This is a genomic window from Noviherbaspirillum sp. (assembly GCF_035654295.1).
In the GTDB taxonomy this organism is placed as follows: Bacteria; Pseudomonadota; Gammaproteobacteria; order Burkholderiales; family Burkholderiaceae_D; genus Noviherbaspirillum.
In genome coordinates this window covers 1-14,133 of the sequence record NZ_DASRXF010000208.1, presented here as the reverse complement: position 1 = coordinate 14,133, position 14,133 = coordinate 1, and the positions used below count along the sequence as shown (strand labels likewise).

Sequence of the window (14,133 nt, the reverse complement as noted above, 5' to 3'; positions counted from 1 at the left end):
CTTGGTATGAACACAACAGCCAAACTCTTGCGACGCCGTACCCAGCTGCCCCAGCCCGGGAAGCCGTGCGTGTAAGCGTTTGATGCTCACAAAGCCACAGGCCTGCCCTGTGGCTTTTTTTTTGATCTTTGAAGTTATTGTCCAGGAGCCCGAAATGGAATTCAGCCAGTACGACGTCAACGCCCTCATGCAGATCACCAACCGGCCTTCCCTCGTGTTCACCGAAGGCCGCGGCATGTGGCTGACCGATCACAAGGGCAAGCGCTACCTCGACTACCTGCAGGGCTGGGCCGTCAACTGCCTCGGCCATTCGCCGCAGTGCATCGTCGACGCCGTGAGCGCGCAGGTCGGCAAGCTGATCAACCCTTCGCCCGCCTTCTACAACGAACCCTCCATTGCGTTGGCGACGATGCTGACCGCGAACTCCTGCTTCGACCGCGTGTTCTTCGCCAACAGCGGCGCGGAAGCCAATGAAGGCGCGATCAAGCTGGCGCGCAAGTGGGGCAAGCTGAACAAGAATGCTGCCGGCGAAAACCGCTACGAGATCATCACCTTCAACCACGGCTTCCACGGCCGCACGCTGGCCACCATGTCGGCCAGCGGCAAGGCGGGCTGGGATACGATGTTCGCGCCGCAGGTGCCGGGCTTCCACAAGGCGGAACTGAACGATATCGCCAGCGTGGAAAAGCTGATCACCGACAAGACGGTGGCCGTGATGCTGGAGCCGGTACAGGGCGAGAGCGGCGTCATCCCGGCCTCGCGCGAATTCATGCAAGCCCTGCGCGCACTGACCAAGCAGCGCAATTTGCTGCTGATCGTGGACGAAGTGCAGGCCGGAATGGGCCGCACCGGCACGCTGTTCGCCTACCAGCTCTCCGGCATCGAGCCGGACATCATGACGCTGGGCAAGGGCATCGGCGGCGGCGTCCCGCTCTCCGCGTTGCTGGCGAGCGAAGAGGTGGCATGCTTCGAGCCGGGCGAGCAAGGCGGCACCTACAACGGCAACCCGGTCATGACCGCCGCCGGCATCGCCGTGCTCACCGAACTGCTCAAACCCGGATTCCTGCAATCGGTGAAAGACAAGGGCGACTACATGCGTGCCGCGCTGAACAAGCTGTGCGACAAGCACGGCCTGGAAGGCGAACGCGGCGAAGGCTTGCTGCGCGCGCTGAAGCTGGGGAAGGATATCGGCCCGAAGATCGTGGAAACCGCGCGGGACATGGAGCCGGTCGGTTTGCTGCTGAACGCGCCGCGGCCGGACCTGCTGCGTTTCATGCCGGCGCTAAATGTGAGCAACGATGAGATCGACCAGATGGTCGCGATGCTGTCGGATGTGTTGACCAGGCTTGGTCATTGAGCGAAGGCGGGCTGCCCCGCCTTCGCTTACGGCTGCTTTACTGCTCGCTGCCCTTGTTCAGCGACAGGATCGCATAGAGGATGATGGCGCCGAAGGTGGCGGCACCAATGCCACCGAGCGCGAACTGGCCCAGCTTCAGCGTGAAGTCGCCCGCGCCGAGCACCAGCGTGACCGCCGCGACGATCAGGTTGCGGTTGTTCGAAAAATCCACCTTGTTTTCCACCCAGATGCGCGCACCGGCCACGGTGATCAGGCCGAAGACCACGATCGACACGCCGCCCAGGACTGCGCCCGGAATGGTCTGGATGATGGCACCGAACTTCGGCGAAAAGCCGAGCACCAGCGCGATCACGGCAGCGATGACAAAAATCAGCGTCGAATAGATCTTCGTCGCGGCCATGACGCCGATGTTTTCCGCATAGGTCGTCACGCCGGTGCCGCCCACGCTGCCCGACAGGATGGTCGCCACGCCGTCGCCGACGAATGCCCTGCCCATGTAGCGGTCGAGGTTCTGGCCGGTCATGGCGCTGACCGCCTTGATGTGGCCCAGGTTTTCCGCCACGAGAATGACCGCCACCGGGGCCAGCAATGCCATCGCGTTCGCCTCGAACACCGGCGCGACGAATTTCGGCACGCCGAACCAGGCCGCATTGGCGACGATGCTGAAGTCGATTGGCTTGCCCAGCCCGCCGACGTTGGTCAGCAGGAAGTAGACCGCATAGGCCAGCAGCAGGCCGATCAGGATCAGCAGGCGCTGCGCCATGCCGCGGGTGAACACCGCCACGCCGCCGACGCAGAACACGGTCACCAGCGCCATCCAGGCATCGAAGTTGTTGCCGGAGACACCCTTGACCGCGATCGGCGCCAGGTTCAGGCCGATCACCGCGACCACCGCGCCGGTGACGACGGGCGGCATCAGTTTTTCGATCCAGGCGGTGCCGGAGGCCATCACCAGCAGGCCGATCAGCGCATACACCACGCCGCAGGCGATGATGCCGCCGAGCGCGGTGCCCATGTTCATGTTCGGCCCCTGCCCGCCGTAGCCGGACACCATGATCACCAGGCCGATGAAGGCGAAGCTCGAACCGAGATAGCTGGGCACGCGTCCGCCGACGAACACGAAGAACAGCAGCGTGCCGATGCCCGACATGAAAATCGCGAGGTTGGGGTCGAAACCCATCAGCAGCGGCGCCAGCACGGTTGCGCCGAACATCGCGACGACGTGCTGCAGGCCCATGGCGATGGTTTGCGGCCACGGCAGCCGCTCCTCCGTACCGATCACGGCGCCCTGGCCGTCGTTGGTGCTTTCGCGTAGCTTCCACCGAGGAAAATACGTGTTTGCCATCAAGGTTCTCCAAAGAATATTTACAACCGGCAAGTGTATTCAGACAGCCGGGTTCGCACAATAAAAAAAAGCGCCAGCCTCCCGGCTGGCGCCCTGCATTGCATTGCTCGCGATGCGAACCTTACTTCTTCCGCGCCGGCGGCAGGTCGGTGCAGACACCCTCGAAGGCTTCAGCCGCCATGCCGATCGACTCGCCCAGCGTCGGGTGGGGGTGAATGGTCTTGCCGATATCGACCTCATCCGCGCCCATTTCGATCGCCAGCGCGATCTCGCTGATCATGTCGCCGGCATGGGTGCCGACGATGCCGCCGCCGACGATGCGGTGCGTCTCGGCATCGAACAGCAGCTTGGTGAAGCCTTCGTCGCGTCCGTTCGCGGTTGCGCGGCCGCTTGCCGCCCACGGGAACAGGCCTTTTTCGACCTTGATGCCCTTGGCCTTGGCTTCATCCTCGGTCACGCCGACCCAGGCCACTTCCGGATCGGTGTAGGCCACCGACGGGATCACGCGCGCGTCGAAGAAGGACTTCTGGCCGGCGGCGGCTTCCGCCGCGACGTGCGCTTCGTGCACCGCCTTGTGCGCCAGCATCGGCTGGCCGATGATGTCGCCGATGGCGAAGATGTGCGGGACGTTGGTGCGCATCTGCGCATCGACATTGATGAAGCCGCGGTCGGTCACGGCCACGCCGGCCTTGTCGGCGGCAATCTTCTTGCCGTTCGGGCTGCGGCCGACGGCCACCAGCACCATGTCGTACAGCTGCGGCTCGGGCGCGGCAACCGACGGGTCGGCGCTTTCGAAGCTCACCTTGATGCCTTCGGTGAGCGCCTCGACCGCAACCGTCTTGGTCTTGGTCATGACCTTGTCGAAGCGCTTTTCATTGAACTTCTGCCAGACCTTGACGAGGTCGCGGTCCGCGCCCTGCATCAGGCCGTCCAGCATTTCGACCACGTCGATGCGCGCGCCGAGCGTGGAATACACCGTCGCCATTTCCAGACCGATGATGCCGCCGCCGATGACCAGCATCTTCTTCGGCACCTGGCGCAGTTCCAGCGCGCCGGTGGAGTCGACGATGCGCGGATCTTCCGGCACGAAGGGCAGTTTCACCACGGCCGAGCCGGCGGCGATGATGGCCTGCTTGAACTGCACCGTCTTCTTGGCGCCGTCGGCGGCGGTCACTTCCAGATGGTTAGGGCTGAGGAACTGGCCCACGCCCTGCACCACGTTCACCTTGCGCGCCTTGGCCATGCCGGACAGGCCGGTGGTCATCTTCTTGATCACCTTGTCCTTGTAGGCACGCAGCTTGTCGATGTCGATTTCCGGCTTGCCGAAGCTGATGCCGTGCGCGGCCATCGCGGCCGTTTCATCGATCACGGCGGCCACGTGCAGCAGCGCCTTGGACGGGATGCAGCCGACATTCAGGCAGACGCCGCCCAGCGTCGCGTACTTCTCGACCAGAACGGTATTCATGCCGAGGTCGGCGGAACGGAATGCCGCCGAGTAGCCGCCGGGGCCGGCGCCGAGCACCAGCATGTCACACTCGATGTCGGCCTTGCCGCCGTAGCTGGCGGCAACCGGAGCGGGTGCCGCAGCGGCAGGTGCAGGTGCAGGTGCAGGCGCAGGCGCGGCAGCAGCGGGAGCCGGTGCCGGCGCAGGCGTGCCTGCCGCCGCACCCGCCGATGCTTCCAGCAGGAGCAGCAGCGAACCTTCGGAAACCTTGTCGCCGAGCTTGATCTTGAGTTCCTTGACGACGCCGGCGTGGCTGGACGGAATCTCCATGCTGGCCTTGTCGGACTCGACGGTGACGAGGGATTGATCGACGGCGATGGTGTCGCCCGCCTTGACCAGCACTTCAATGACTTCGACTTCCTTGAAATCGCCGATGTCCGGGACCTTTACTTCGATCATGCTCATAGCTTTAGCTCCATTATTAATCTCGCATCGGGAAACTGAAAATCCGGAAAGGTCCCGATGTGCTCTTATCGAATTCCTCGCCTGCGCGCACGCCCACTTCGGCGATCTCCCTGGCCGACAGGTCGCTGTCGTACACCGCGTACATCGCGCCCAGCGCGAAATTGCGTCCGCTGCCGATGCCCCAGAAGCGCTCGAAGCTGAACACTTCGCGGTAGGAGTACACGCCGAAGATGCCGCACGGATTGGCGATCAGCGCCGTGATCTGCGATGACTCGTACGGGTCGTCCTCGTCTTCCTTCGTGTTCAGGAAATACTTGTCCTTCAGTATCTCGTGCACTTTGGAAAACGTCTCGAACACTTCATCGCGCGTTCCCAGCCTGCACTCCTCGCCGAGCCCGGTCAGCAGCTTGCGCATCACCGGGAAGTGGGCGGCGGTGCCGGCCAGCGTGACGTAGGAATCGCCGACGGGAAAGACCTTCTCGTTGAGTTCGTACGCATGCGAAAGCCGGGTATCGCCGAAGGTGACGAGCGAGTCCGAAGCGATGGCGACTTCGTTGTTCTTCTTGACGACGACGCAGGTAGTCATTGTTGATCTCCGTAAATGGGGATGCCGGCGCCGGGCGCCGCGGGAAAAGTGAGGGATTTTCTCATTTTCCCGCTGGCGCGGCGGCGGCTCCCGCTTTGCAGAAGCACGTCAATGATCACAGCAGCGTCTTGCGCATGTCGCCCAGCACTTCCGCCAGGTAGGCCGCAAAGCGCGCGCCCATCGCGCCATCGATCACGCGATGGTCGTAGGACAGCGACAGCGGCAGCATCAGGCGCGGCTGGAACTGCTTGCCGTCCCACACCGGTTTGATCGACGACTTCGACAAGCCGAGGATCGCCACTTCCGGCGCATTGACGATAGGCGTGAAGGCCGTGCCGCCGATACCGCCGAGCGAGGAAATCGTGAAGGTTGCGCCCTGCATGTCGGCCGGCTTGAGCTTGCCGTCGCGCGCCTGCGCGGAGAGCTCGCCCATTTCCCTGGCGATGTCGGAAAGGCTCTTCTTGTCCGCGTTCTTCACCACCGGTACCACCAGGCCTTGCGGCGTGTCAGCGGCGAATCCGATGTTGTAGTACTTCTTGACGATCAGGTTTTCGCCCTTCTCGTCGAGCGAGGAATTGAAGGCGGGGAATTTCTTCAGCGCGGAGACGCTGGCCTTGATCACGAACGCGAGCATGGTGAGCTTGACGCCCGACTTGGCCAGCGCATTGTTGGATTCCTTGCGGAATTCTTCCAGGTCGGTGATGTCGGCTTCATCGAACTGCGTGACGTGCGGGATCATCACCCAGTTGCGGTGCAGGTTGGGGCCGCTGATCTTCTTGATGCGGGAGAGCGGCTGCAGCTCGGTCTCGCCAAACTTGGAGAAGTCCAGCGACGGCCACGGCAGCAGGTCCAGGCCCGCGCCGCCACCCTTCGATACCGCGGCTGCGGGCGCAGCGGCGGTGCCGGCCATCACCGATTTCACGAAGGACTGGATGTCGGTGTGCAGGATGCGTCCTTTGGGACCGGAACCGGCGACGCGGCCGAGGTCCACGCCCAGCTCGCGCGCGAACTTGCGCACGGAGGGCGAGGCATGCGCCCTGGCGTTCGCCGGTGCGGCGGGTTCTAGTGCAGCGGTAGGCGCCGCCTTCGCTGCGGGAGCGGGCGCGGCAGCGGCAGGCGCCGGAGCGGGAGCAGCAACGGCGGGAGCAGGCGCACCGCCCTGAGTCTCCAGCTTGAGGACCAGCGAGCCCTTCGACACCTTGTCGCCGACCTTGGCGACCACTTCCTTGACCACGCCGGCATGGCTGGACGGAATCTCCATGCTGGCCTTGTCGGATTCGACCGTGATCAGCGATTGCTCGACGCTGACTGTGTCGCCCGGCTTGACCATCAGTTCGATGACTTCCACTTCCTTGAAGTCGCCGATGTCCGGGACCAGCACGTCGATCACCGCGGATCCGGCCGCTGGCGCAGGAGCGGCGGCAGCAGGCGCAGGCGCGGCTGCTGCCGGGGCCGGGGCAGGTGCAGCAGCACCGGCCGCCTCTTCCAGCATCAGCACCAGGCTGCCTTCCGACACCTTGTCGCCGACCTTGACTTTTACTTCCTTCACGACGCCGGCGTGGCTGGAGGGGATCTCCATGCTGGCCTTGTCAGATTCCACCGTGATCAGCGACTGGTCGACCGCAATCGTGTCGCCAGGCTTGACCATCAGTTCAATGATTTCCACTTCCTTGAAATCGCCGATATCCGGGACTTTGACTTCCGTTAAGCTCATAGCTTCGCTCCGTTTCTTTTTCTTCCTTCGACCGGCTCCTTCCCCCTTCCAGGGGGAAGGTTGGGATGGGGGTGCGGCGCTTGAACAATCATCTGCGATTGTTCAAGCGCACTACCCCCACCCTAACCCTCCCCCTGCAAGGGGGAGGGGACAGGCAGCCATCAGTAAGGGCTTGTTTTCTCGATTACACAGTCACCGGATTCGGCTTGTTTTGATCGATGCCGTATTTGGCGATCGCCTGCGCAACCACCGATGCTTCGATCGTGCCGTCTTCCGCAAGTGCCTTGAGCGCCGCCACCGTCACGTAGTAGCGGTTGACTTCGAAGAATTCACGCAGCTTGGCGCGGCTGTCGGAGCGGCCGAAACCGTCGGTGCCCAGCACCTTGTAGTTGCGGCCCTTCGGGATGAACGCGCGGATCTGCTCGGCAAAGGCGCGCATGTAGTCGCTGGTCGCCACCACCGGCCCGGTGGTGCCTTGCAGCAGCCTGGTCACATGCGCGAGGCGCGGCTCTTCGGTCGGGTGCAGCAGGTTCCAGCGATCCACGTCCTGGCCGTCGCGGGCCAGCAGGGTCAGGGAAGGCGCGGACCAGATATCGGCCGTGATGCCCCAGTCGTTCTGGAGCAGCTCGGCGGCTGCGATCGCTTCGCGCAGGATGGTGCCGGAGCCCAGCAGCTGCACGCGCTTGGTCGCATTCTTGTCGCCTTCCTGCAGCAGGTACATGCCCTTGAGCAGGTCTTGCTCGGTGCCCGGCCTGAGGCCCGGATGCGCGTAGTTCTCGTTCATCAGGGTGATGTAGTAGAACACGTCTTCCTGCTTCTCCACCATGCGCTTCAAGCCGTCGTGGATGATCACGGCGACTTCGTGGGCGAAGGTCGGGTCGTAGGGGATGCAGTTCGGAATGGTCGACGCCAGGATGTGGCTGTGACCATCCTCGTGCTGCAGGCCTTCGCCGTTCAGCGTGGTACGGCCGGCGGTGCCGCCGAGCAGGAAGCCGCGTGCGCGCATGTCGCCCGCCGCCCAGGCGAGGTCGCCGACACGCTGCAGGCCGAACATCGAGTAGAAGATGTAGAACGGAATCATCACGCGATTGTTCGTCGAGTACGACGTTGCCGCGGCGATCCACGAGCTCATCGCGCCCGCTTCGTTGATGCCTTCCTGCAGGATCTGGCCGGCCTTGTCTTCGCGGTAGTACATCACCTGGTCCTTGTCGACCGGCTCGTACAACTGGCCTTGCTGGTTGAAGATGCCGATCTGGCGGAACAGGCCTTCCATGCCGAAGGTGCGCGCCTCGTCGACCAGGATGGGCACGACGCGCTTGCCGAGGCTCTGGTCGCGCAGCAGTGCGGTGATGATGCGGACGTAGGCCTGGGTGGTCGAAATCTCGCGGCCTTCGGTGGTCGGGTCGAGCACCGCCTGGAAGGCGGAGATGTCAGGCACGGTCAACGTGTCGTCCGCCTTCTGGCGGCGCTGCGGCAGGTAGCCGCCCAACGCCTTGCGGCGCTCGTGCAGGTACTTCATTTCCGGCGCATCGTCGGACGGCTTGAAGAACGGGATTTCCGGCAGCTTGTCGTCCGGAATCGGGATGTTGAAGCGGTCGCGCATTTCGCGCACGGCCGCATCGTCGAGCTTCTTGGTCTGGTGGGCGGTATTGCGCGCCTCGCCCGACTTGCCCATGCCGAAGCCCTTGATGGTCTTCACCAGCAGCACGGTGGGCTGGCCCTTGTGTTCCTGCGCGTTCTTGAACGCGGCGTAGATCTTGTGCGGGTCGTGGCCGCCGCGGTTCAGGCGCCAGATATCGTCGTCGGACATCTTGGACACCATTTCCAGCAGCTTCGGATGCTTGCCGAAGAAATGCTTGCGCACATACGCGCCATCCTTGGCCTTGTAGTTCTGGTATTCGCCGTCGCAGGTTTCCATCATCACGCGCTGCAGGATGCCTTCCTTGTCGCGCGCCAGCAGTTCATCCCAGTACGAGCCCCAGATCACCTTGACCACGTTCCAGCCGGCGCCGCGGAAGTCGGCTTCCAGTTCCTGAATGATCTTGCCGTTGCCGCGCACCGGGCCGTCCAGGCGCTGCAGGTTGCAGTTGACCACGATCACGAGGTTGTCGAGCTGCTCGCGGCCGGCCATGCCGATGGCGCCCATCGATTCCGGCTCATCCATCTCGCCGTCGCCGCAGAAGGCCCAGACCTTGCGGTTATCGGTCTTGGCGATGCCGCGTGCGTGCAGGTACTTCAGGAAGCGCGCCTGGTAGATCGCCATCAGCGGGCCGAGGCCCATCGACACGGTCGGGAATTGCCAGAAGTCCGGCATCAGCTTCGGATGCGGATAGGAGGACAGGCCCTTGCCGTCCACTTCGCGGCGGAAATTGAGCATCTGGTCTTCGGTGATGCGGCCTTCGAGGAAGGCGCGCGCATAGATGCCGGGCGCCGAGTGGCCCTGGATGTAGAGCAGGTCGCCGCCGTGCTCTTCGGTCGGGGCATGCCAGAAATGGTTGAAGCCGATGCCCAGCATGTTGGCCAGCGAGGCGAACGAGGAAATGTGGCCGCCGAGGTCGCCGTCGGCGCGGTTGGCCTTCACCACCATTGCCATCGCGTTCCAGCGCATCCAGGAGCGCAGGCGCTCTTCATATTCCAGGTTGCCCGGGCAGTGGTCGCCGAGATGGGCGGGAATCGTGTTGACGTAGGCGGTATTGGCGGAAAACGGGATGTGTGCGCCGCGGCGGCGGGCCAGGTCGACCATGCGCTCCATCAGGTAATGCGCGCGCTCCGGGCCTTCGGTATCGATTACGGCTTCGAGCGCATCGAGCCATTCCTGCGTTTCCATGACATCGGGATCGTTGGCGGCTTGTGCCAACACTTGGTCGAGCTGGGCGGACATTCGTGTGTCTCCTAGGTTAAGGATGTCCCGGCCGGGATCGCGGGCCGGGTTTTTTTGACAAGAAATCGTCGGGATGGTGCGGAGTGAAAAGATTCTAGCAGCACTTTTTCAACTTTTCAAATTACGAGATCACTTTTTATAATGTGGAATTTCATGCGGCATCGCAGCAATTCGACGGGGCGGCTTTACGGCTTGTCCATGCCTGCCGACTTATAATCTCGTTTTAATTCGTACCAACCCCACCTGCAAACCAACCATGCCTGCACAACTCATCGACGGTAACCTCCTCTCCCAGCAACTGCGCGCCGACGTGGCCAAGCGCGCCGCGGCCCTGACCGAAAAGGGCAAGCAACCCGGCCTGGCCGTGATCCTGGTCGGCGACAATCCGGCGTCGCAAGTCTATGTCCGCAACAAGGTGAAGGCATGCGTGGACAACGGCATTCATTCGGTGATGGAAAAGTACGACGCCGACCTGACGGAAGACGCACTGCTGGCGCGCATCGACGCGCTGAACAAGGACCCGAAAATCCACGGCATCCTGGTGCAACTTCCCTTGCCGGCGCATATCAACTCCCACAAGGTGATCGAAGCGATCGCGCCCGAGAAAGACGTGGACGGCTTCCATGTCAGCAACGCCGGCCTGCTGATGACCGGCCAGCCGCTGTTCCGGCCTTGCACGCCCTACGGCGTGATGAAGATGCTGGAATCCATCGGCTATCCGGTGCGCGGCGCGACCGCGGTGGTCGTCGGCGCATCGAACATTGTTGGCAAGCCGCAAGCCATGCTGCTCTTGCAGGCCGGCGCAACCGTCACCATTTGCAATTCGAAGACCCGGGACCTCGGCCATCACACGCGGCAGGCCGACATCCTCGTGGTCGCAACCGGCAAGCGTAATATCGTCACCGCCGACATGGTCAAGCCTGGCGCGGTGGTGATCGATGTCGGCATGAACCGCGACGATAACGGCAAGTTGTGCGGCGATGTGGATTTCGCCAATGCCAAGGAAGTCGCGGGCTACATCACCCCGGTACCGGGTGGCGTGGGGCCGATGACGATTACGATGCTGCTCGTCAACACTATCGAGGCCGCAGAAAGAACCTGAACCCAATGACATCCGACCTGAATCCCCTGCTCGACTTTTCCGACCTGCCCCGCTTTGCCGATATCAAACCGGAGCACGTGGCCCCGGCCATTTCCGCCCTGCTCGATGAAAACCGGGCGGTGGTCGCGCGCCTCGAAGCGCCGATGGACAAAGTCGCCTGGGACAACTTTGTCGAACCGCTCGAGAACGCGACGGAACGGCTCGGGCGTGCCTGGGGCGTGGTCGGACACTTGAACTCCGTGGTCGATACCCCGGAGCTGCGCGCGGCCTACAACGAGAACCTGCCGAAGGTCACCGAGTTCTGGACCGCGCTCGGCCAGAACCTTGCACTGTTCGAAAAGTACAAGGCGCTCAAGGCGGCCGACGGGTACGGCGCGCTGTCGCCGGCACGCAAGAAGATCATCGAAAACGCGCTGCGCGATTTCCGCCTGGGCGGCGCCGAGCTGCCGGAAGACAAGAAGCCGCGCTTCGCGGAGATCCAGGAACAGCAGGCGGCGCTGTCGACGAAGTTTTCGGAAAACGTTCTCGATGCGACCAATCACTACGGCCTGTTCATCGAGGACGAGGCTGAACTGGCAGGCCTGCCGGACGACGTGAAACACGCCGCGCGCAGCGCCGCCGAGAAGGACGGCAAGCCCGGCTTCAAGTTCACCCTGCACTTCCCCTCCTACTTCCCGATCCTCCAGTACGCCGACAAGCGCGAGCTGCGCGAGACCATTTATCGCGCCAATGCGACCAAGGCGTCCGAACTGGGCGCGAAGCCGGAATGGGACAACACGCAGAACATCGTCGAGATCCTCAAGCTGCGCGACGAGGAAGCGAAGCTGCTCGGCTTCCCGAACTTCGCGGAAGTTTCGCTGGTGCCGAAGATGGCGGAAACTCCGCAGCAGGTGATCGCCTTCCTCGAAGACCTCGCCAGCCGCGCACGCCCCTTCGCCGAGAACGACCTGGCGGAGCTGCGCACGTTCGCGAAGAAGGAACTGGGCCTCGATACGCTGGAAGCCTGGGACGTCACCTATGCCTCTGAGAAGCTGCGCCAGCAGCGCTATGCGTTCTCCGAACAGGAAGTGAAGCAGTACTTCCCCGAGCACAAGGTGGTGGAAGGCCTGTTCCGCGTCATCCAGAACCTGTTCGCCGTCGAGGTCAAGCCGGACACCGCGCCGACCTGGCACAAGGATGTGAAGTTTTTCCGTATCGAAAAGGACGGCCAGCTGGTCGGCCAGTTCTACCTCGACCTGTATGCACGCCACGGCAAGCGCGGCGGCGCCTGGATGGACGACGCGCGCGGACGCCGGCGCGATGCCGCGTCGCTGCAGACGCCGGTCGCCTACCTGACCTGCAACTTCTCCGAGCCCACGGTCATCGACGGCAAGGCCAGGCCGGCGCTGTTCACGCACGATGAAGTCATCACCCTGTTCCACGAGTTCGGCCACGGCCTGCACCACATGCTCACCCAAGTCGACGAGCTCGGCGTGTCCGGCATTGCGGGCGTCGAATGGGATGCCGTCGAGCTGCCCTCGCAGTTCATGGAAAACTTTTGCTGGGAATGGGACGTGTTGCAGCACATGACCGCCCATGTCGATACCGGCGCACCGCTGCCGCGTGAACTGTTCGACAAGATGATCGCCGCCAAGAACTTCCAGTCCGGCATGCAGACGCTGCGCCAGGTGGAGTTCGCGTTGTTCGACATGCACCTGCACTTCGATTACGACCCGTACGGCGGCAAGTCGGTGCAGGATGTGCTCAACGAGGTGCGCCAGAAGGTGGCGGTGATGATCCCGCCGCCGTTCAACCGGTTCCAGAATTCCTTCGGGCACATCTTCGCAGGCGGATATGCCGCAGGTTACTATAGCTATAAATGGGCTGAAGTCCTGTCCGCCGACGCCTACGGCGCCTTTGAAGAGGCCGCGGCGGCCGGCGGAAACGTGCTTTCCGCGGAAATCGGCCAGAAATTCCAGCGCGAAGTGCTTGCAATGGGCGGATCCCGCCCGGCACTGGAATCGTTCAAGGCCTTCCGCGGCCGCGAACCGACGATCGATGCGTTGTTGCGGCACAACGGGATGACAGCCTGACATCCTGACCATCAGGGAGAACTATGAAACGCGTACTGCAATCCTGTTCCATTCTCATGCTGCTGTGCGCCGGCGCCGCCCACGGGCAACTCTACAAGTGGGTCGGGCCGAACGGCAAGGTGACGTACAGCGACACGCCGCCGCCGGCGACGGTGTCGAAGGTCGAAACCAAGTCGGTGACGATCGGCGGCGTGAGCGCTTCCGACTTTCCCTATGAAGTGGCGGAAGCCATGCGCAACTACCCGGTCACGCTGTACACGACCAGGAACTGCCCGCCCTGCGACCAGGGCCGCAAGCTGCTGACCGAGCGCGGCATTCCGTTCACCGAAAAGACGGTGAACTCCAGCGACGACATCGCGCAGTTCAAGCAGGCCGGCGGCGACCAGCTGCCGCTGCTCGTTGTCGGCAAGTTCCGTGAACGCGCCTTCGAATCCGCCGCCTGGCACAATGTGCTGACCACGGCCGGCTACCCCGAGAGCAGCCGCTTGCCGCGCAGCTACCGCAGCCCGCCTGCCATAGCGGCAGCACCGCCGGTGGCGGTGACGGAACAGCGCGAGCCTTCCAATGGCGCGACGACTTCCGCCAGCCCGCAGGCAACGGATCTGCCCCCGGCCATCGGCAACGCGCCGCCCGGTTTCCGCTTCTGACGTCCGCGCCCCTGGTTCAATGACTCGCATCGATTTCCACAGCAACGTCGCTGACAAGATCGCGTACGCGTGCCGGCTCACGCGCAAGGCACGCGCGGCCGATTCCCGGATCGTGCTGCTCGCAAGGGACAGGCAGGAAATGATGGCCCTCGATCAGGCCTTGTGGACTTTCTCCGAACTCGAATTCCTGCCGCACGTCATGGCCGGCGACCCGCTCGCGGCGCAGACGCCGATCATCCTGACCGACCGCGGCGACGCGGAGCTGCCGCATTACCATGTGCTGGTCAACCTTTCCGCCGAGACGCCGGCGCATTTCGCCCGCTTCGAGCGGATGATCGAAATCATTGCCCCCGACGAGACGGAAAAGGCCGCCGGGCGCGAACGCTTCCGCTTCTACAAGCAGCGCGGCTATCCATTGACCCACTTCGACGCAGACAAGGCATGAGCTCCTCCACCTCGGACGCCGGCATTCCCCTCCTGACGGAAATCATTCCCGGCCCGGCTCCGGCAGAAACCAGGC

10 protein-coding genes are annotated in these 14,133 nt (G+C 63.3%); 5 read left to right on the top strand and 5 right to left on the bottom strand.

All coding sequences use genetic code 11. The features are described 5' to 3' along the window. The first annotated feature begins 154 nt into the window (after positions 1 to 154). Entirely contained in the window at positions 155 to 1,357 is a 1,203-nt protein-coding gene (locus VFF99_RS19535; protein ID WP_325020599.1) for an acetylornithine transaminase, read from the top strand. A gap of 37 nt (positions 1,358 to 1,394) precedes the next feature. Here the strand turns inward: VFF99_RS19535 and VFF99_RS19530 are convergent, their stop codons facing one another. The 5 genes from VFF99_RS19530 to aceE all read right to left on the bottom strand — a co-directional run bounded on the left by VFF99_RS19530 (position 1,395) and on the right by aceE (position 9,792). Then, complete coding sequence (locus VFF99_RS19530) at positions 1,395 to 2,702, bottom strand: solute carrier family 23 protein (protein WP_325020598.1); 1,308 nt, start codon at positions 2,700 to 2,702, stop codon at positions 1,395 to 1,397. A gap of 121 nt (positions 2,703 to 2,823) precedes the next feature. Continuing rightward, positions 2,824 to 4,611 carry a dihydrolipoyl dehydrogenase gene (gene lpdA, locus VFF99_RS19525; protein ID WP_325020597.1) on the bottom strand — a complete coding sequence of 596 codons (1,788 nt, stop codon included), beginning with the start codon at positions 4,609 to 4,611 and terminating at the stop codon, positions 2,824 to 2,826. 16 nt (positions 4,612 to 4,627) lie between these two features. Next, positions 4,628 to 5,197, bottom strand: coding sequence for an MFS transporter (locus tag VFF99_RS19520; RefSeq protein ID WP_325020596.1), 570 nt, complete (start codon positions 5,195 to 5,197; stop codon positions 4,628 to 4,630). Between the two features lie 115 nt (positions 5,198 to 5,312). Further along, entirely contained in the window at positions 5,313 to 6,911 is a 1,599-nt protein-coding gene (gene aceF, locus VFF99_RS19515; RefSeq protein ID WP_325020595.1) for a dihydrolipoyllysine-residue acetyltransferase, read from the bottom strand. A 184-nt stretch (positions 6,912 to 7,095) separates the two neighbouring features. Continuing rightward, on the bottom strand, positions 7,096 to 9,792 hold the full coding sequence (gene aceE, locus VFF99_RS19510; protein ID WP_325020594.1) for a pyruvate dehydrogenase (acetyl-transferring), homodimeric type: 2,697 nt from the start codon (positions 9,790 to 9,792) through the stop codon (positions 7,096 to 7,098). Positions 9,793 to 10,048: 256 nt separating this feature from the next. Between aceE and folD the strand changes: the two genes are divergently transcribed. The 4 genes from folD to VFF99_RS19490 are packed head-to-tail and all read left to right on the top strand — an operon-like array spanning position 10,049 to position 14,058. After that, positions 10,049 to 10,894 (top strand): bifunctional methylenetetrahydrofolate dehydrogenase/methenyltetrahydrofolate cyclohydrolase FolD, encoded by an 846-nt coding sequence (gene folD, locus VFF99_RS19505; RefSeq protein WP_325020593.1) that lies wholly within the window; start codon positions 10,049 to 10,051, stop codon positions 10,892 to 10,894. A 5-nt stretch (positions 10,895 to 10,899) separates the two neighbouring features. Beyond that, the gene (locus VFF99_RS19500; RefSeq protein WP_325020592.1) at positions 10,900 to 12,966 is read left to right on the top strand and encodes a M3 family metallopeptidase; all 2,067 of its coding nucleotides are present in this window, start codon (positions 10,900 to 10,902) and stop codon (positions 12,964 to 12,966) included. Between the two features lie 23 nt (positions 12,967 to 12,989). After that, entirely contained in the window at positions 12,990 to 13,613 is a 624-nt protein-coding gene (locus VFF99_RS19495; RefSeq protein WP_325020591.1) for a glutaredoxin family protein, read from the top strand. 19 nt (positions 13,614 to 13,632) lie between these two features. Then, entirely contained in the window at positions 13,633 to 14,058 is a 426-nt protein-coding gene (locus tag VFF99_RS19490) for a DNA polymerase III subunit chi (RefSeq protein WP_325020590.1), read from the top strand. The last annotated feature ends 75 nt before the right edge of the window (positions 14,059 to 14,133 follow it).